We start from the raw sequence: 17,512 nt of genomic DNA on the forward strand, positions 1-17,512 counted from the left end.
TCGGATCAGAATTTGAAGTTGTAACTGAATGAAGGAAGCACAGGAAAAAGCGAATATCTTGTCAGTACGTTAATCTTTTGATTGGGATTGTTCTTGTCTTCTTTGCTGTCAATGTTGTAAAAAAACGGGTTTCTGCGGTTATACGCATTGAAAAGCCCGAATTCCCATGTTCTTTCATGCCTTTTTTTCTTTTTGTGAAACTGGATCGCAAGGTCCATCCGGTGATATGCTTCGGCACGGAAGGCATTTTTCCTGCCGTATTCATTTGTAACATTTCCGTAGCTGCTTGGATAACCGTAAGGGTTCGGAATAAAGCTGTTGCCAAAGGTTGAGAACTTGGAAACCGGGATTGTAAGTGCATTTCCGGTTCCGTAAACCCAGGTTGCCGACAACGTAATGCGCGGGCTCAGTTCGTAAATTCCGACCATGGAAAGGTCGTGACGCCGGTCATAGCGCGGATAGAATGTTTCGCCAAAGTTCAGCTCCGGAAATTTCCATTTTGTCCACGATAAGGTATAGCCGATCCATCCCGACAATTTGCCCGTTTTTTTCTGCACCATGAATTCGGCACCGTACGACCAGCCTTTTCCGATTGTCACATTGTCTTCCCAGTTCAGCTCATTGGCGTTTTCTCCGTTCAGACTAATAAAGGAAGACCCTTCGCGGTAACTGATGATATTGTCCATTCTTTTGTAATAACCTTCCAGCGTCAGCGCCAGTCCGGGTTTTTCAAGATCTTTGGCAAAGCCGAACGCCGCCTGACTGGATTGTTGCGGAGCTATCCGGTCTGTGGTCGGAACCCAGAGATCTGTAGGCAGGCCAAGACCGGTATTGCTCAGAAGATGCACATACTGATTCATCTTGGCATAAGAAGCTTTCACGGAAAAATCTTTGGCAAGTTTGAGCGCGGCAGAAATCCTTGGCTCCGGCCTTACATACACTTTGGATCTGGTTTCAAACAAACTCAGCCTGAAACCGGCATTTACTTTCAAAGCCGTAAAAGGCTGCCAGGTATCTTCTGCATACGCGCCGGCTTCCATTGTATTGATGGGTTTGGCCCGCAGTTCGATTTCACTTTCTGAAAAATCGCCGTCAAGTCCAAGCGCGGACGGAATAAAACGGTGCGCTATAGCCTGTGCACCGAACTTGATGCTGTGTTTTGAATGGGGATAATAATCAAAATCCGTTTTCAGGCTGAAATCGCGGATGAGGCTGTTGTATTTCAAACTGAATTCATCTACAACTTCACCTTTGTCAAATTCCTTGTCATTGGAAAAAATACGGAAATTGAAGTGGCTGTAAATGAATGAAGTATTCACAAACAGCTTTTGGTTGATCAGATGGTTCCAGCGAACCGTTGCCGTGGCATTGCCCCAGTTCAGGCCCGACCTGTTCTCGCTGTTTTCGCTTTTTTCCCGGATACTGAATTTATCCTGACCAAAATAACCGCTGGCATACAGTTTGTTCCTGGAACCGAAATCGTAGTTTACTTTGGCATTCAGGTCGTAAAAGAAATAGCCCGGCTTTACTTTGCTGCTGTTGCCGATTTGCTGCTGCGCAATCAGCGGAGTGGCAAGAACGTCAATGTATGTACGTCGTGCAGAAACCAGAAAGGACGATTTTTTACCGGCCAACGGCCCTTCCATCGTCAGTCTTGAGGAAATCAGTCCGATACCGCCTTCGCCATGCAGTTTTTCCTTGCTGCCTTCTTTCATGTTCATTTCCACGACCGACGACAGCCTTCCGCCGTACCGCGCAGGAAATCCGCCTTTTGTCAGTTCCACGCTTTTCAGCGCGTCGCTGTTGAATACGGAGAAGAAGCCGAAAAGATGGCTTGCATTGTAAACCACGGCATCATCCAGAATGATCAGGTTCTGGTCCGGACCGCCGCCGCGTACGTACAGACCTGTTTGTCCTTCGGTGCCTTTCTGGACGCCGGGCATCAGCTGCAATACACGGATTACGTCTTTTTCGCCAAAGAATGCGGGTATTTTCTTGATCTGGGAAACAGGAACTTCAATTTGGCTCATCTGCACGGATTCGCTCACTTTTTCATTTTGCCTTGTACCGGAAACAATTACTTCATCCAGCTGATTTACAGAAGAAAGCATTATATCTATTTGCTGATTTTCCGCGGATGCAATGCGTATATCCTGCTTTTCGTAACCTACAAACGAATAAGTCACGGTAATGGAATCGGATTTCGGAATGGTTACAGAATAAAATCCATAAGTGTTCGTCACCGTCCCGACTGCGGAATTCCGGACATAAACATTTACGCCCGGCAAGAGTTCGAGGCTGCCTTTTTCCCGCACAAACCCGCTTATGGTTAGTTGTTGCTGTGCAAAAGCCTGAAAACAAGCACAAAGGCAAAATAATAGCTGATAAAGCAATTTCTGCATATTCGGAGCGTAAGTTAAAACCTGTTAACGTTTGGTTACATTTCGTGGTATAATCCTGAAGTAATATATAGCAACCGGCAGAATATACTTTCTGCAACTTATTATAAGGCGTTGGCAATGCATATGAAATACGGTCAGGACTGTTTTTCAAGAGTTGATTCCAGGCAGAAATTGCAATGCATTCAAGGGGGTCAAGCTAATTCGGGCAAAGTTAAAAAATCGTAAAATCTGCATTCAACTGACACGTTTGCCGCATTTCCGCAGTACTTATGTACAAGAATCAGCCGGCTTCGCTTCGAGGCTGTTTTTTGTACATCATCAGTAATCAATTCGGGTCCGGGTTATGCAATGAAACTCTACTGGAAACAACTCCATTTTATCAAACGGAATTCGTATGAAAGAGCAGCTTCTGGCCTTGTTGGCCGCCAACTCCGGTTTACCTTTTCACGCAATAATTGCTGATGCACATCTGGAACGCGATCTGGGACTGGACAGTCTGGATACCGTAAATTTGGTTATTGATATGGAAGACCGTTTTCACATCACCATTCCGGATGAAGATTATCTGCAGCTTCAGACCGTGAAGCAGTTCTGTGATTATCTGCAGTTTAAGGTTGCAGCCGAAGCCTGAAAGCGCCTGTGTTTTTCCAAGTCATCTGAAAGATGGCACATTTGCCGGGTTCATAGCAGCCGTAAAAGGGAACGGCCGTTGCTGAATTTTGTTATTTTTGTTCTGACCCTAAAAAGCAACTGGTTGTAAAATGGAAAAAACGGAAAGAATCGAGGATTTTTATCTGAAAAAGCTGAACGCAGTACCGGAAAATCTGAAAAAGGAAATCGGGCATTTCAATATTTTCCGGAACCATGATTTTGTCGGGCCGGAAGCCAGGGAAGTTCCTTACAACCGAAAAGAATATTATAAAATCGCGCTGGTCATCGGCCGTAACCGGTTTTCCTATGCCGATAAAATCATTGAAGTAAATGACGCCGCTTTATTGTTTGCCAATCCGATGGTTCCTTACAAATGGGAGCCTTTGGAAATGCAGCAGGACGGCTGTTTCTGTGTGTTTACAGACGCATTCTTTTCCAATTTCGGCAATATTAAAGATTACCCTGTTTTTCAGCTTGGCGCCGATCCGGTTTACCCGCTGAACCATGCGGAAGTGGAAGAGCTCCGGGCCGTTTTTGAAAACATATTCGCCGAACTGAATTCGACATACGCGTACAAGTATGATCTGATCAGAAGCCTGGTGTTGCAGCTGGTGCACAAGGCGATTAAAATGAAACCGGCCGAGGCAACTTCCGCGCAGGACAGCAATGCCAATGCGCGGATTTCTTCCTTGTTTTCGGACCTGCTCGAACGCCAGTTTCCCATTGAGTCCAGTGAAAACAGGATGCAGCTGAGAAACCCGGCCGATTTTGCAACGCATCTTTCCATCCATACAAATCACCTGAACCGGGCATTGAAGTCGGTCACGGGAAAAACCACATCCGAGTTCATTGCCGAACGGATTATGCAGGAAGCCATGATCCTGCTGAAATATACGGACTGGAATGTTTCGGAAATAGGTTATTGTCTGGGCTTTGAAGAGCCATCGCATTTTATCTCTTTCTTCAAGAAAACCGTTAACCAAACGCCCGGAATCTTCCGGAAAACGGCTGTTGCTTGATTTTTCATATTTTTGGTTTGATCTCGGCAATCCGGAAAAAAAGGCTTTCCTGACATTTGCAGCACAGAAAATGCAAATAACAGAACCAAAATTTTCAACGGATTATCAAATCTTAATGATGAACAATTCAGGAATAAAAGGAAAGGTAGTCGCCATTACAGGCGCAAGCAGCGGCATCGGTGAAGCCATTGCACGTTATCTGGCCAAAGAAGGAGCAAAGGTTGTTTTAGGAGCCAGGCGAACAGAAAAACTGGAGCAGATTGTTAACAGCATCAAAAGTTCAGGCGGTGAAGCGGCATATACTTCACTGGACGTAACGCAGCCCGAAGATGTAAAGAAATTTGTACAGCTTGCGCAGCATACGTTCGGTGATCTGGATGTGATGGTAAATAACGCCGGCCTGATGCCGCTTTCTTACATTAATGCTTACAAAATAGCTGAATGGCACCGCATGATTGATGTGAACATCAAAGGTGTTCTGCACGGGATTGCGGCTGCGCTGCCGGTATTTGAGGCTAAAAACAGCGGTCAGTTTGTGAATATCACATCTGTTGGCGACCGCTGGGTAGGACCGACTTCCGTTGTTTACAGCGCCACCAAGTTTGCTGTTCGTGCCATTTCGGACGGACTGCGACAGGAAGTAGGCCGAAACATCCGTGTTACGCTTGTGGCGCCCGGCGCAACAGAATCCGAGCTGGCGGAAACCATTTCGGACCCTTCACTGAAAAAACAGGCTGTGGAACAGTTTCGGCTGGACTTGCTGCCCGCAGAAGCAATTGCGCGTGCAGTGGCATTTGCCGTGTCGCAGCCGGACGATGTAGATGTGAATGAACTGGTCGTTCGCCCGACGGCACAAAAAAATATATGATGGCAAGCAATCGTGAAAACAGCTTCATTGGCATGTGGGTAACTGCCGACGGCTACATCCGTCAGGAACTGCTGCCGGACGGCCGGTATGACGAGCAGCGCGGAACCAGAAAAAGCGCCTATACCGGCCGTTACGAAGTCAGCGGCACGCATATCGAATATTGGGATGATACGGGATTTACGGCCGACGGCGACTTTGAAGGAGAAAACATCCTGCATCATGGCGGCTATTTATTTTATCGGGAAGGAACAAAGGTCAATTAAGCCCGGTTGTTCCGAAACAGAAGAAGTTGTCAGCTGAAATTCCAAATGTTTTTAGGTTAAACTGAAATTTACCGGATTTGCGGCCGGAGTGATTCTGTTTATCTGGATTGCCCGGCTTTCTTGGAGAAAATCAAACTGCTTCTGTTTAACAGTTTTTAGGATATTTTCTGGTAAAGAATCAATTTAATTCAGCTATTTTCATTTCAGGATTTCTGCAACCGCTCAAACCTCTGATGTGAAAAAAACAGCTATACTTCTGCCCGTTTCCTTTTTAGTTGCCGCATTGATCCTGCTGACTTTCTGGCTGGACAAACCGCAGAAACGGGCGCAGGAGCCGCTGGAACCGTATCCGTATTACAGCGATATCGTAACATTTGAAAATACAACGGCAAAAATCAAACTTGCAGGGACATTGACTTTACCTTCCAGGAAGGGAAATTTTCCGGTTGTCATCCTGATAAGCGGCAGCGGCCCTCAAAACAGGGATGAAGAAATGCTTGGTCACAAACCTTTCCTCGTCATTTCGGATTATCTGACCAGAAAAGGAATTGCGGTTCTGAGATTTGATGACAGAGGTTGCGGCAAATCGACCGGGGATTTCATGACGGCAACTTCGGAGGATTTTGCTGCGGATGTAAGCAGTGCAATTGATTATCTGAAAACCAGAAAGGAAATCAATAAAGAAAAAATAGGCTTGGCCGGGCACAGCGAAGGCGGTATCATCGCACCAATGATTGCTTCAGTTTCAGAAGATGTCCGTTTTATGGTTTTACTGGCCGCACCTGCGATTCAGCTGCGGAAAATGATGATGATTCAGAATGAACTGATTGCAAGAGCTTTTGGTGTACCTGAAAATGAAATTGTGACGCTGAACACCATCAATTCGGATATTTATGAAATGGTAACACTTTCAGATAATACGGCTAAGCTTAAAGCTGATCTGACCCGCTATACGGATGACGAAAGGGTAAAGAATGTCCCGGTGCAATTGCTGCCGCCGGGTATGAGCAGAAAACAGTATATTGATGCCCAGATTGCTACTTTATCGTCAAGATGGGCACAATATCTTCTTAAATATGATCCCGCCGTTGCACTGGAAAAAGTGAAATGTCCCGTGCTTGCACTGAACGGAGCAAAGGATCTGCAGGTGACATCAAAAGACAATTTACCCGCCATACAGAATGCACTGATAAAGGGTGGGAACAAAAAAGTTGCCGTAAAGGAATTTCCCCGGCTGAACCATCTTTTTCAGGAATGTGAAACCGGATCGCCAGCGGAATACAGGCTGATTGAACAGACTTTTTCACCTGAGGCATTATCTGAAATGTCGGACTGGATCTTGGAACAGGTTAATTAATTACCGGTTTGACCTCCAAATAAATAGACAATATTTTTATTTTTTGAACAGAACGTTTACAGGTACAATCCGGCATGATTATGTTATACATGCAGTATACCGTATATTAATCCCGTTAACAATCCGATGATCCGTTCTGTACCATTTTACACGCGACTTGCGCAAGTCCTTATCAGTATTATTTGCCTCGTTTATATCGCTGTGATCGGCCAGTCCCTTTTGGCGCCACTGATTTTTGCCCTATTGTTTTCCCTGCTGCTGCTTCCTTTCGCAACGTTTCTGGAATACCGTCTGCATTTTCCCCGGGCCTTATCCTCCATGACTGCTCTGTTGAGCCTGATTGTTGGTATTGCTGCCGTTTTTACGATTCTGGGTGCCCAGTTAACCGCACTGGCGCAGGATTGGCCGGCATTTAAAGAGCAAGTTCTGGATACTACGAAAACTCTGCAGAACTGGATAGAAGTCACTTTTCATGTAGACAGCAAGGAACAGATGAACTATATCAACGGCTCCGCAACCAAGGCTGTCAATACCGGTACGACGCTGATCGGAAATACGCTGCTTTCCGTTTCGTCGATACTGCTGTCGATGCTTTTTATCTTTCTGTATACATTTTTCATCCTGCTTCACCGGAGACTGCTGCTGCGTTTCATTGTTGCATTGTTTGAACAGCACAGTGTGATCGTTTATGATATTGTAAGTCAGATCCAGTATATCGTAAAAAAATATATTGTCGGGCTTTTTCTGCAGATGCTGCTGGTTACAGGACTTACGTGCATTGCTTTCTGGGCTATCGGTGTCAAATATGCTTTTCTCCTCGGACTGATCACCGGCATATTGAACCTGATTCCATATATCGGAATCCTGACTGCCTTGCTGCTGGCCAGCCTGATTACTTTTGCAACGGCGGGTACCGGCCAGGTTCTTTTTGTGCTGCTCGCCCTTGTCGGAATTCACCTTGTGGACAGCAATTACATAATGCCTAAAATTGTCGGTTCCAAAGTAAAGATCAATACATTGATCGCGCTGATCGGGCTTGTACTGGGCGAAATGATCTGGGGAATCACAGGCATGTTTTTGTCCATACCCATTATCGCCATTTTCAAAGTCATTTTTGACAGGGTGGAAGGGCTGAATCCCTGGGGAATTTTGTTGGGAGAAGATGAAAGTCAGCCTCATTCCAAATCGGCAGTCAAGGAAGTAATGCAGGATGAGAAAAATCTGGGTCAAAAGACCGAAATGGATATTTCCTGAATTTCTAAATAATGGATGATCATTTTTACAGTCTGTTCAGCTTCCTTCAAAGCATTGTGTTCTAATGAATCTTGTAGATTTATTCATCACAAATAGATTTATTTCTACATAATAATTCTATATCATCATTGTGTGTTTGTGTAAATACATGTAAATTAGCTTTGAAAACATGCTTGAACAGGAAAATGATTGAAATAAAAGTATACAGCAAAATCAAAGATTTAACCAATGGCTACGAATTTGTTGCTAATGCTTGCGATGAAGTAAAACCCGGTGCGTTTTTTCGGCATGAAGGCTACGATTATCTGATAACTTCGGAACCGGTGGATCGGCAAATCCAGACGGATGGAACAGAATTTGCCGAGACAACCTTTAAAGCGGTCAGGCTGGGCTGATTTATATGATGATTTTGGTTATATAAATGGTCTGTTTATCCTGAAATTTTGGAATCTTTCAAAACGGGATCAATCAAATGTCTAATCGCCCGTTCTAACATAAAAGAATAGCGAATACCGCTTATCAGGATTATATGTCACATTCAGGACCCATTTTTTTAGTTGAAGACGATGAAGACGATCAACTGCTGATTACACAGGCATTAAGAGAAATTGGAATTACGAACCGTGTGCTTTTTTTTCAGGATGGAATTCAGGTGATTGAATACCTCGGATCGAGTCATGAACAACCGTTTCTGATCATTTGCGACATTAACCTGCCCTTGATGAACGGAATAGAAATCAGGAATTATATTGAAAATTCACCACTTCTGAAGGAAAGAGCTGTACCTTTTCTCTTTTTTACAACTTCGGATCACAGCAAGACAGTTCAGGAAGCATTCAAAACAACCGTTCAGGGGTATTTTGTGAAATCCAGCAACTATCCGAAACTGAAAGAAGATCTGACGGTCATCTTGAAATACTGGCAGCTATGCCTGCTTCCCGGTTTTATGCGCTAGAAATAAAAATTAATTTTCGTTTGCTGCAAAGAGACGGGCCTTTATGTCAGGCTCGTCTCTTTTTTTATACTGTTGCTGCACGAGTTACAGTTTCCAAATACTTTTTCAACTTGGTTTAACAGCATCCTTTCAAACTGTCTCTGAATACTTTCCGGCCCAAACGGTTTTGCCGATGCAGTTGCATGCGGTATTTGGCAATGGTTTTACAAGCCTTAGCGTACACATATTGTAAATTTTTGTTAACTACTTGACTTTTACTATAATTATCCCTAATATTGATATTATTTTCAACATGGAAATGATATTTAAAATATCAAGTTCAAATTGGAACTTAAAATAACATTCACATAACTTTTATGTCAGTTATATTGACACTTTGCAATATGAAAACCAGTGAAGAAAAAAGAATGATATTGAATTCAAGTGGGTTTGTGATCAGGATCAATGAAGACGGGATTGATGAGAGTGCTTTGCAGAAATTGACCTTGTGTCTGGAAATTATCTGCAATGTTCCCATTCTGATATTTCAGTTTCCAAAACCGCATCCCATTATAATGATGCCTGTTGAGTTAACGAAAGATGCTGTATTCGACGATCTTGATCAACTCAGGATCAGGCTGGAAGTAGGAGACAATATGAACGGGTGCGTGAAGGAAATCATGCTCAGTGAACCGGACAGTAACAAAATCAGGCAGTGTCAGATGAATTTGCCCGGACAGCTCCATTTCGCAAGAGGCAAGGCAGCATAGTGGTTTACTTTGGTCCTGTGTCTTCACAGGATCAGGTATAACTTAATTTGATCATTGACTTTGAGCAGTAAAAATCAATGACAGCAATCCAGCGAGAATCGTTATTTCCTAAATTTCATCGGCTATTGCTCAGATTTTACGTGTTTCATTTGTAACATTTTTAATGCAAAGCATTTGCAGATGGAAGTTACAGACTTGCACAGAGAAACATCCGGCCTTGCTTTTAAATCCGCCAAATACTTTATCTTATTTATAAGCGGCTTATTTTATAATGAAATACCCCGCCGCACAGGCCGATTGTGCAGAGTTCACCAAAGCCATTTGATTTAAAGATTTCAGATTCTGTATGAGCGTTGTGATACGCAAGTTTGTAAGCAAAACTGCAGGAAAAAAATTGATGTAAGTCGCTTAGGAAAAAAGATAAATATAAGGAATACTGAAACTTGAATTAGGCGATATAACCAACAAGCAAATCAAAAGCAATTACCTATTAAAACGACCTTCTTGAATGAATAAGAAGGTCGTTTTGCATTATTGAATTTGAACAAAATGGATCATGTTATTTTTTTACATGAACTACATTGCCATAAACAATATTGCCATCCTGTAATATCAAATAAGAGCGGAAGTAAAGTTCTTTGAAGTTGAAATCTATATTATATGTGTGTCCGTAACCGGTATCGCCCGCTGAGTGAAGGAAATAGCCTTTGATACCCTTTCTCCAATTAATTAATAATCTTTTGTCCAAGATTGTTGGTACTTCTTTTATTTTATCAGAGTCTTTCTCTTTATAACTTACAACGAAACCAACTTCTTGTGCTGGAATTTGGCCCTGCTTGGTAAGTGTGAGTTTTAGTAATCCCTGAGCTACAAATCCAACGTCTGAATTTGTAGTCAATTCCCAAGGCTTTGGATTGACAGGAAGAGATAAGCCGGATTGATGAAATACATTTCCGTAAATAACCTTATTCTTCAATAATATAACAGTCCTGAAGTAAATTTCAGTAAATGCAAATGGCTCTGGTACACTAACAGGTCCTGTTTCCAAATATCCTGACGGATAATCAACAAAGTCTTTTACAGAATAAAACCTGACTGAGGGATCACTATCATAATGAGGATCTGAATTTATAGGACTGTCATTATCCACTCGGGAACTTACCAGAAAACCAACAATGGCCTTTTCTTCATCATCGTTGGGATCTATTTGATGCGTAAATCAACTTGATCAACATTTCCTTGCAGGTATAATTTATCTCCTTCCTGTTTGATACCGGTCGTCGAAACCTTGAACTCATTGGTAACCGGTGTTCCGGGATCCGGATTTTGCGGCTCGGGTAAAGTATGGTCCTGCAATGAACAGCTGCTGCCCAGAAGTACCAGAAGAATGCAAAATACTTTTACGGAATGTCTTAACATAGCCCAAATGATTTGATTAGCGTTTATAAGTTTTTTACAAAAAACACTTACCCATTGTACTTCTGCAAGCAAGGCATTCGGGCAATCAGCAAGCGGCAGGTTCTGGTTATCTTTCGGCAATAAATAGCCAATTTGTAATTCCTTGCAAAGAGTACATTTAAACAAGTTGAAAATTAAATTTTATAATGATTTTTACAAACAAAAACGACCTTCTCATGCATTTCTGAGAAGGTCGTTTTAATATTTTAAATATTGGAAATTTAATCTAAATAAAATGGAATTACTTTTTCACATGCATAACATTTCCATAAACAATACTTTCATCCTGTAAAATCAAGTAAGCACGATAATACATTTCTTGAAAGTTAAAATTAACGTTATGAAAAGCGCGTGATCCAAGGGGGCCTGCTTTTATGTATTCTCCAAAATTTTCTTGATCTTTCCAATCGTTGATATCTAACTTCTCATCAGAAACAGTAGGTAAGTTATTGATTTTATCAGATTCCTTTTGTTTATAGCTTACCACAAACCCAAATTCTATAGCAGGAATTTGCCCTTGTTTTGTAATTGAAAGATTTAATCCATCCACACCATATTCCTGAGTAGATATTTCCCATGGACTTGGTTTAGCAGGGAGAGGCAATCCCGATCGGTGAATTACATTTCCATAAATTATTTTATTATTTTTTAATATTATGACAGTTCGAAAGTATTGTTCAGTAAAAGCAAATGGTTCTAAAATGCTAGTTAATCCCGTTTCCAAAGGTGTAAAAGAATTATTTTCATCCAAATCTTTACCAAAATATTTAACTTTGTAAAACCTAATATTAGGATCATTGTTGAACTGAGGATCGGGATTAATTGGCCCATCACTTGTAACTCTAGAACTTACAAGAAAACCAACAGTCCCATTATCCTTATAACTCGCATCAACCTGATCAACATTTCCCTGCAGGTACAATTTATCTCCTTCCTGTTTCACACCCGTAGTCGATACCTTGAATTCATTGTTAACCGGAGTTCCAGGGTCGGGGTTATCCGGCTCGGGTATCGAATGGTCCTGCAATGAACAGCTGCTGCCCAGAAGTGCCAGAAGAATGCAAAATACTTTTACGGAATGTCTTAACATAGCTCAAATGATTTGATTAGCGTTTATAAGTTTTTACAAAAAACACTTACCCATTTTGCTTCTGCAAGCAAGGCAATCAGGCAATCAGCCAGCGGCAGGTTCTGGTTATCTTACGGTAGCAAATGGGCAATTTGTGATTTTCTGAAAAGAAAACAGGATAAACGAACAGCCTGAATCCAGCTTGTGATTTTCAGGAAGCTGCCAGATTTTGATTGAAATATAACCTTCCAGCCGGTAGTGATTTCTTATTTTTCGGCTGAAAGTAATTATTGTAAGTTATTTACATTTACCAGCAGCATCTTATCTGACCTTTAAATGCCTGATAAAAAGCAGGCTGCCTCGTTCATTGATGTGAATGCAAGCATATTCAGCCTCTTTATGTGATTTTAAATGCCATGCATTCCGACAGTTCATTGTATTTCTCCATTTTAACTGTTTAAAATCAGAATCGTCTATGTTTAGAAAAAGTACTGCTATTCTGTCATTTGTAGTTTCTGTCTACATTTCGGGATGCGATCTGGCAACGGATCATGTAATCAATCCGGCACCGGCCGTCAGTATTTTTGCCACCGGGCTTACAGCGCCTTTGGGCGTGGAAGCTGATGCGGAAGGCAGATTATGGGTAACAGAAGCCGGTGACGGCCAGAGCGATGACGGACAACTTTCCATGATCAGTGCTACAGGTGAAGTTTTTACGGTAGTAACCGGTTTTACTTCGCGGGTAAGCCCGGAAGGCGGCGTTTTCGGGCTTAATCACCTTGTTCTTCAGAATGGCATTTTATGGATGCTTCACGGCGTGGAAGGAAGGCTTTATCAATTTGATATTTCCACTTTTCAGCCCGGCGATGCGCCTATGCAGGCTTCTGAACTGAAATATGAAGATGTCAGTACTTTTGTTAAAAACCATGATTTTGAGAATGATACAGATACTTCCGATCTGTTTAATCTTACCGTCGGGCCAGATGGGGACCTGTTTATTGTAGATGCCGGTGCAAATGCTGTTATCCGCCGCAAAGCTTCCACAAAGGAACTGAGTGTATTTTCAACGATTCCGCCGATAGCCAATCCCGGCGGAGAGCCAGACCAGCTGGAACCCGTACCGACCGGAATTGTTTTTGATGGACAAAAATTCCTGATCTGCAATTTCAGCGGCTATCCGTTTCCTGCCAAAAAATCTCCGATATACCAGGTTGATCTGAACGGAAATACTTCTGTTTACCAAACCGGACTTTCAAGTGCAACGGATATAGAACTCGGTGAAGATCAGAAACCGGTTGTAATTGAATATGGAAGCTGGACGGGCGAAACATTTGCTGAAAACTCGGGTACTATCATGAGCGCGACAAATCAGGCTGTAACGCCTTTGTTAAGCGGCCTGAACTTTCCCAATTCCATCAAGAGAAGCGGTTCCGGAACGTATTTTGTCGCCCAGACTTTCGACGGCGTTATAAAGAAAGTTGTCTTCTGATTTGCATGGAATATACTTGTTATGCTGTAACCAAAAACGAGATTTTCCATCATTTAAAAGCCAATGCATGACACAATGATTTCAGAACAGAAATCGGCACCGGCCATGCATCGGATTTTAATGGTTACTCAACAAATTCGATCATGGTTCCATAACGGACTGATAAACAAGTACCTTGAACTTGTCCTGCATTTCACCCCAGACGTTGTTCGGATATTTCTGGGTCATCAGTAAAGCTACGATTTTGTCTTTCGGATCTGCCCAGTACGTAGTTCCGAATATGCCGCCCCAATCGAATGAACCGGCTGGAACCGGAATGCGTGCGGCTTCTTTTTCAGTAGTGATGGCAAAACCCAGTCCGAATTTCTTGTTTCCCATATTCACATCTCCGATCTGGTTCTGAATCATCAGATTTACAACGGCAGGACTTAAAATCCGCTTTCCGTTATACTGTCCGCCATTGATGAAAGTCTGCAGAAAGATGGCATAGTCGTAAGCTGTTGAAGAAAGTCCCGCTCCGCCTGCGTAAAAACTTCCGTTTTCCTTTGGATAATCGGTGTTGAAATCCGGCCTGTTTTCAGCCTTGATCATTTTCCCTTCCTTATCCTGTGTATAGAGCCTGACAAGACGGTTTTTTTTGTTTTCCGGCAAGTAAAAGTAAGTATCCTTCATGCCGAGCGGTTCAAAAATACGTTCCCTTAGAAAAGTATCCAGTGACTTGCCGGACAATATTTCCACAAGATAACCCAGCACATCGGAATTCAGCCCGTAAGTGAATCTTTCGCCCGGCTCATGCACCAGCGGCAATTTTCCCAGTCTTGTAATCACATCCGAAAGTTTGTAACCGGGCGTTCCTATTCCGCTTGGAATGTTGTTTTTGGCATAAATTGCATTGGCCTCCGGCGAACCGATCATGGCATAACTGATGCCCGAAGTATGCGTAAGTAACTGACGGATTGTGACTTCCCGTTTTGCAGGTTTTACGGTATAGCTGGAATCGGCTTCATTGAATTTATCGATGATCTGCGGATTCTTAAATGATGGAATGTATTTGGAAATCGGATCGTCCAGCAGGAACTTGCCTTCTTCGTACAACATCATGACGGCCGTGCTGGTAATGGCTTTTGTCTGCGAAGCAATGCGGAAAATGGCGTCTTTTTTCAAAGGCGTTCTAGCGTCCGTGTCATCATTGCCAAAGCCTTTATAGTAAACGATTTTCCCGTTTTTGACTATAATCCCCACGGCGCCCGCAATTTCTTTTGTCAACATATTGCTGTAAAACCGCGTCAATGCGTCTGAGTCTTTCGCTGCTCATGCCGGCACTTTCGGCAGAAGCTTCGGTCAGGAACTGGGAAAATACGAATTGTGAAGAAAACAAAAAGATAAAAAGAGGAGCAATCCAGCGGGAAACAGTAAAAGTCCGGAACATTATTAACCAGGTCATAAGGTGAAAATGGCCGGCAAAATACTATAAATTATTTACGGTTTCAGAAAGGAAGAAGGATTTGATTTTAAACTGCACGGATACTTTCGGCATCGACTGAATGTACCCGTGCAGTCTGAATTTTTACGGGTTGATCAGTTTGCCTTCAATGGAATCATCGAGCGTTTTGCCCACTACGGCACCGACCACAGTTTTGGCAAATGCAATGGCGTTGCCGTGTTTGTTGTCCCAGTAATATCCTTCTTTTGCTTCTACTTTGACAACGGTAATCCGCGGATCGTCTTCACCTTCTGTAAACCAGGCTTTCAGGATCGGCTCCCAAAGTTCTTTGATCATGGCTTTGTCTTTCGAAATCGATGCCTGGCCGTACACGCTCAGGAAATCGGAATGTGCGGAACCCTGAAATAGTAAATGTACGCCCGGGTCCTGCGAAATATCGGCATTTTTGGTACTGTCATCTGAACTCAGAAACCAGAAGTTTCCGTCTTCATCCACTTTTCTTACCGACATCGGCCTTACTTTCAGCGGCTGACCGGTTGTTATTTTTGTACAGAAATAGCATGTATCTGCATTTTCCGTCAGTTCTTTGATTTTTTTTCCTGCTTCCTGGCCGGAAAGATCTTCGTGGTTTTTCTCTGGCTGTTGTTGATTGATGCTGTCCATGTCTGGCGGTTTTGAGATTTGTTGAATTACAATTAAGTATGAAAACAAAGATCGTTCCAGCAGCATGCCGCATGCGGGCCAATCCTGCTGAAGGAACGCATTTGAAAATTAACTTTTGATTAAATCTGCAATCCGGATTTTCCCGTAAATTATTTTTAAGAAATTTTATAAATTGTTTAGGGTTTGCCCCTGGATAATTGACTATACATTAATTCCCCTGATACCGAGGCATCCGATGAGTAAGTCTTTAACCGATGAACAACTGGTTACGCAGCTTCATGAAAGCAACAAACGTGCTTTTGAGGAGATATACGAGCGTTACTGGTACAAGTTGTTCTGTATTTCCTATCATCAGGTTGGCTCGCGGGAAGAAGCGGAAGAACTTGTTCATGACATTTTTGAAAGCCTGTGGAACCGCCGGCAGGAATCCGGCATTCGGAACCTGAACACGTATCTGATGATTTCCATGAAATACCGGATTGCCAATTTTATCAAATCGCGGATTACATGGAGAAAATACCGGGAGTATCTCATTCTGAACAAGATTCAGGAAAATTATGCAACAGACGAAATCGTGGATTTTTCAGATTTGTCCAAAGCGATTGATCAGGTCATGAGTCGGCTGCCTGAAAAAACAAGCAGGGTTTTCCAGCTCAGCCGGTTTGAACACCAGTCGGTGAAGGCCATTGCCGAAGAACTCAACATTTCGGAAAAAGCCGTGGAATACCATATTACAAAATCACTCAAAGCGCTGAAAGACGGACTTTGGATGTATCAATCCAGTAACTGAAAACAAGGAACACACTTGCGAACTATGAACGGTTCTGATTATAATTTACTGATTGAAAAGTACTTGTCCGGAACTGTGACGCTGGAAGAAGAGGCCATGCTGGAAAAGTATCTGGAAGAAAACCCTGTTCATTCGCCGGAGTTGCTGCCGTATGAAAAAGCGGAAATCGGCAACAGAATCAGGAAAAGACTATTTGCCAATACGATCCGGAAACCGCTCAGACCCATGTATTTCCAGATGCTTGCGGCAGCAGCCTTTGTGATCATCTCAGGATTGGTTCTGTATTTTGTTCGGGATAAAAACAGTTCCATGACGGCGGTAACAACTGCGTTAAATGACAGAAAAGAAGCTTTCGAAGTCAGAAATACGTCCAGAAAACCGCAGCGCGTCACGCTGGAAGACGGCAGTGAGATCATTCTTCAGCCAAACAGCAAGCTGAGTTACCCTGAACATTTCGGCGACCGTAAAAGAATCGTTTATCTCAAAGGAGAAGCGTTTTTCAAGGTTAAAAGAAATCCGGCCAAACCGTTCGTTGTTTCTACGGACAATCTGGCGACGCAGGTCTTGGGCACCAGTTTTAATGTAAAGTCACATGCCCGCTCGGTGGAAGTTCAGGTGGCAACCGGGAAAGTTTCGGTCTATGAAGTCGGCGAAAGCCATGCCGCAAGCAAGAACGGTGTAATCCTTACCCCGAATCAGAAAATCATTTTTGACAAGGCTTCCCGAAAAATGGAGCTTGGGATCGTGAAAAACCCATTGATGCTGAAAACAGCGGCCGACACGCCTGCGTTCAACTTTACTGAAGTGCCTGTTGCGGCAATCATGGAAACGCTGGAAAGTACGTACGGAATCAATATTGTGGTGGAAGGCGACATGCTCAAAAACTGCCTTTTTACCGGGGACCTCAACGATTTGCCCATGTTCCAGCAATTGCAGCTCATCTGCAAATCGGTGAACGTGGAATATGAGCAGCGGGGAACTTCCGTATTTGTCTTCGGAGAAGGATGTTTGTAAAACCACTTATCTGAATATAAATAAGTTATGATCTATTCAATTGTAAAATACAATAGGTTTCTGAATT

Annotated in this window: 19 protein-coding genes; 13 read left to right on the forward strand and 6 right to left on the reverse strand. The window is 42.9% G+C overall.

The features are described from left to right. Positions 1 to 5: 5 nt before the first annotated feature. Complete coding sequence (locus tag FEM55_RS16440) at positions 6 to 2,402, reverse strand: TonB-dependent receptor (RefSeq protein ID WP_138282425.1); 2,397 nt, start codon at positions 2,400 to 2,402, stop codon at positions 6 to 8. A gap of 394 nt (positions 2,403 to 2,796) precedes the next feature. On the opposite strand from FEM55_RS16440, the gene FEM55_RS16445 reads away from it, so the two are divergent. The 9 genes from FEM55_RS16445 to FEM55_RS16485 all read left to right on the forward strand — a co-directional run bounded on the left by FEM55_RS16445 (position 2,797) and on the right by FEM55_RS16485 (position 9,518). Further along, the gene (locus tag FEM55_RS16445; protein WP_138282426.1) at positions 2,797 to 3,033 is read left to right on the forward strand and encodes an acyl carrier protein; all 237 of its coding nucleotides are present in this window, start codon (positions 2,797 to 2,799) and stop codon (positions 3,031 to 3,033) included. A gap of 130 nt (positions 3,034 to 3,163) precedes the next feature. After that, positions 3,164 to 4,072, forward strand: coding sequence for a helix-turn-helix domain-containing protein (locus FEM55_RS16450; protein WP_138282427.1), 909 nt, complete (start codon positions 3,164 to 3,166; stop codon positions 4,070 to 4,072). Between the two features lie 115 nt (positions 4,073 to 4,187). After that, complete coding sequence (locus tag FEM55_RS16455; RefSeq protein ID WP_212748316.1) at positions 4,188 to 4,940, forward strand: SDR family oxidoreductase; 753 nt, start codon at positions 4,188 to 4,190, stop codon at positions 4,938 to 4,940. Continuing rightward, complete coding sequence (locus FEM55_RS16460) at positions 4,937 to 5,203, forward strand: Atu4866 domain-containing protein (RefSeq protein WP_138282428.1); 267 nt, start codon at positions 4,937 to 4,939, stop codon at positions 5,201 to 5,203. The genes FEM55_RS16455 and FEM55_RS16460 overlap by 4 nt, the downstream gene beginning before the upstream one ends. Before the next feature lie 235 nt (positions 5,204 to 5,438). Further along, complete coding sequence (locus tag FEM55_RS16465) at positions 5,439 to 6,560, forward strand: alpha/beta hydrolase family protein (protein WP_229209302.1); 1,122 nt, start codon at positions 5,439 to 5,441, stop codon at positions 6,558 to 6,560. A 126-nt stretch (positions 6,561 to 6,686) separates the two neighbouring features. Continuing rightward, positions 6,687 to 7,814: an AI-2E family transporter gene (locus FEM55_RS16470; protein ID WP_138282429.1), complete on the forward strand. Its 1,128-nt coding sequence runs from the start codon at positions 6,687 to 6,689 to the stop codon at positions 7,812 to 7,814. 185 nt (positions 7,815 to 7,999) lie between these two features. Further along, on the forward strand, positions 8,000 to 8,209 hold the full coding sequence (locus tag FEM55_RS16475; protein ID WP_138282430.1) for a hypothetical protein: 210 nt from the start codon (positions 8,000 to 8,002) through the stop codon (positions 8,207 to 8,209). A 134-nt stretch (positions 8,210 to 8,343) separates the two neighbouring features. Further along, entirely contained in the window at positions 8,344 to 8,769 is a 426-nt protein-coding gene (locus FEM55_RS16480; protein ID WP_138282431.1) for a response regulator, read from the forward strand. 407 nt (positions 8,770 to 9,176) lie between these two features. Then, positions 9,177 to 9,518 (forward strand): hypothetical protein, encoded by a 342-nt coding sequence (locus FEM55_RS16485; protein WP_138282432.1) that lies wholly within the window; start codon positions 9,177 to 9,179, stop codon positions 9,516 to 9,518. 559 nt (positions 9,519 to 10,077) lie between these two features. On the opposite strand, the gene FEM55_RS16490 is transcribed toward FEM55_RS16485, so the two are convergent. The 3 genes from FEM55_RS16490 to FEM55_RS16500 all read right to left on the reverse strand — a co-directional run bounded on the left by FEM55_RS16490 (position 10,078) and on the right by FEM55_RS16500 (position 12,066). Beyond that, positions 10,078 to 10,668, reverse strand: a complete 591-nt coding sequence (locus FEM55_RS16490) for a hypothetical protein (protein ID WP_138282433.1) — start codon at positions 10,666 to 10,668, stop codon at positions 10,078 to 10,080. Positions 10,669 to 10,721: 53 nt separating this feature from the next. Continuing rightward, positions 10,722 to 10,937, reverse strand: coding sequence for a hypothetical protein (locus FEM55_RS16495; protein ID WP_138282434.1), 216 nt, complete (start codon positions 10,935 to 10,937; stop codon positions 10,722 to 10,724). Positions 10,938 to 11,217: 280 nt separating this feature from the next. Continuing rightward, on the reverse strand, positions 11,218 to 12,066 hold the full coding sequence (locus tag FEM55_RS16500) for a hypothetical protein (RefSeq protein WP_138282435.1): 849 nt from the start codon (positions 12,064 to 12,066) through the stop codon (positions 11,218 to 11,220). 454 nt (positions 12,067 to 12,520) lie between these two features. Between FEM55_RS16500 and FEM55_RS16505 the strand changes: the two genes are divergently transcribed. Next, positions 12,521 to 13,534 carry a ScyD/ScyE family protein gene (locus FEM55_RS16505; protein ID WP_171036582.1) on the forward strand — a complete coding sequence of 338 codons (1,014 nt, stop codon included), beginning with the start codon at positions 12,521 to 12,523 and terminating at the stop codon, positions 13,532 to 13,534. Positions 13,535 to 13,675: 141 nt separating this feature from the next. On the opposite strand, the gene FEM55_RS16510 is transcribed toward FEM55_RS16505, so the two are convergent. Further along, positions 13,676 to 14,803, reverse strand: coding sequence for a serine hydrolase domain-containing protein (locus tag FEM55_RS16510; protein WP_229209303.1), 1,128 nt, complete (start codon positions 14,801 to 14,803; stop codon positions 13,676 to 13,678). 20 nt (positions 14,804 to 14,823) lie between these two features. Between FEM55_RS16510 and FEM55_RS25210 the strand changes: the two genes are divergently transcribed. Beyond that, a complete protein-coding gene (locus FEM55_RS25210; protein WP_229209304.1) occupies positions 14,824 to 14,985 on the forward strand; it encodes a hypothetical protein in 162 nt (53 codons plus the stop codon). Positions 14,986 to 15,101: 116 nt separating this feature from the next. Here the strand turns inward: FEM55_RS25210 and FEM55_RS16515 are convergent, their stop codons facing one another. Next, a complete protein-coding gene (locus FEM55_RS16515) occupies positions 15,102 to 15,641 on the reverse strand; it encodes a pyridoxamine 5'-phosphate oxidase family protein (RefSeq protein ID WP_138282437.1) in 540 nt (179 codons plus the stop codon). A 235-nt stretch (positions 15,642 to 15,876) separates the two neighbouring features. On the opposite strand from FEM55_RS16515, the gene FEM55_RS16520 reads away from it, so the two are divergent. Together FEM55_RS16520 and FEM55_RS16525 are read left to right on the forward strand one after the other, a co-directional pair. Further along, positions 15,877 to 16,431, forward strand: a complete 555-nt coding sequence (locus FEM55_RS16520) for an RNA polymerase sigma factor (protein WP_138282438.1) — start codon at positions 15,877 to 15,879, stop codon at positions 16,429 to 16,431. Between the two features lie 24 nt (positions 16,432 to 16,455). Beyond that, entirely contained in the window at positions 16,456 to 17,445 is a 990-nt protein-coding gene (locus FEM55_RS16525) for a FecR family protein (RefSeq protein WP_138282439.1), read from the forward strand. Positions 17,446 to 17,512 lie beyond the last annotated feature (67 nt).

It is taken from the genome of Dyadobacter sediminis, from assembly GCF_005860765.1.
Taxonomy (GTDB): Bacteria; Bacteroidota; Bacteroidia; order Cytophagales; family Spirosomataceae; genus Dyadobacter; species Dyadobacter sediminis.

Coding starts and splice junctions, on each gene's coding strand:
- FEM55_RS16440 (WP_138282425.1), bottom strand. CDS start 2,402: ATGCAGAAATTGCTTTATCAGCTATTATTTTGCCTTTGTGCTTGTTTT.
- FEM55_RS16445 (WP_138282426.1), top strand. CDS start 2,797: ATGAAAGAGCAGCTTCTGGCCTTGTTGGCCGCCAACTCCGGTTTACCT.
- FEM55_RS16450 (WP_138282427.1), top strand. CDS start 3,164: ATGGAAAAAACGGAAAGAATCGAGGATTTTTATCTGAAAAAGCTGAAC.
- FEM55_RS16455 (WP_212748316.1), top strand. CDS start 4,188: ATGATGAACAATTCAGGAATAAAAGGAAAGGTAGTCGCCATTACAGGC.
- FEM55_RS16460 (WP_138282428.1), top strand. CDS start 4,937: ATGATGGCAAGCAATCGTGAAAACAGCTTCATTGGCATGTGGGTAACT.
- FEM55_RS16470 (WP_138282429.1), top strand. CDS start 6,687: ATGATCCGTTCTGTACCATTTTACACGCGACTTGCGCAAGTCCTTATC.
- FEM55_RS16475 (WP_138282430.1), top strand. CDS start 8,000: ATGATTGAAATAAAAGTATACAGCAAAATCAAAGATTTAACCAATGGC.
- FEM55_RS16480 (WP_138282431.1), top strand. CDS start 8,344: ATGTCACATTCAGGACCCATTTTTTTAGTTGAAGACGATGAAGACGAT.
- FEM55_RS16485 (WP_138282432.1), top strand. CDS start 9,177: ATGATATTGAATTCAAGTGGGTTTGTGATCAGGATCAATGAAGACGGG.
- FEM55_RS16495 (WP_138282434.1), bottom strand. CDS start 10,937: ATGTTAAGACATTCCGTAAAAGTATTTTGCATTCTTCTGGTACTTCTG.
- FEM55_RS16500 (WP_138282435.1), bottom strand. CDS start 12,066: ATGTTAAGACATTCCGTAAAAGTATTTTGCATTCTTCTGGCACTTCTG.
- FEM55_RS16505 (WP_171036582.1), top strand. CDS start 12,521: ATGTTTAGAAAAAGTACTGCTATTCTGTCATTTGTAGTTTCTGTCTAC.
- FEM55_RS16510 (WP_229209303.1), bottom strand. CDS start 14,803: ATGTTGACAAAAGAAATTGCGGGCGCCGTGGGGATTATAGTCAAAAAC.
- FEM55_RS25210 (WP_229209304.1), top strand. CDS start 14,824: ATGCGTCTGAGTCTTTCGCTGCTCATGCCGGCACTTTCGGCAGAAGCT.
- FEM55_RS16515 (WP_138282437.1), bottom strand. CDS start 15,641: ATGGACAGCATCAATCAACAACAGCCAGAGAAAAACCACGAAGATCTT.
- FEM55_RS16520 (WP_138282438.1), top strand. CDS start 15,877: ATGAGTAAGTCTTTAACCGATGAACAACTGGTTACGCAGCTTCATGAA.
- FEM55_RS16525 (WP_138282439.1), top strand. CDS start 16,456: ATGAACGGTTCTGATTATAATTTACTGATTGAAAAGTACTTGTCCGGA.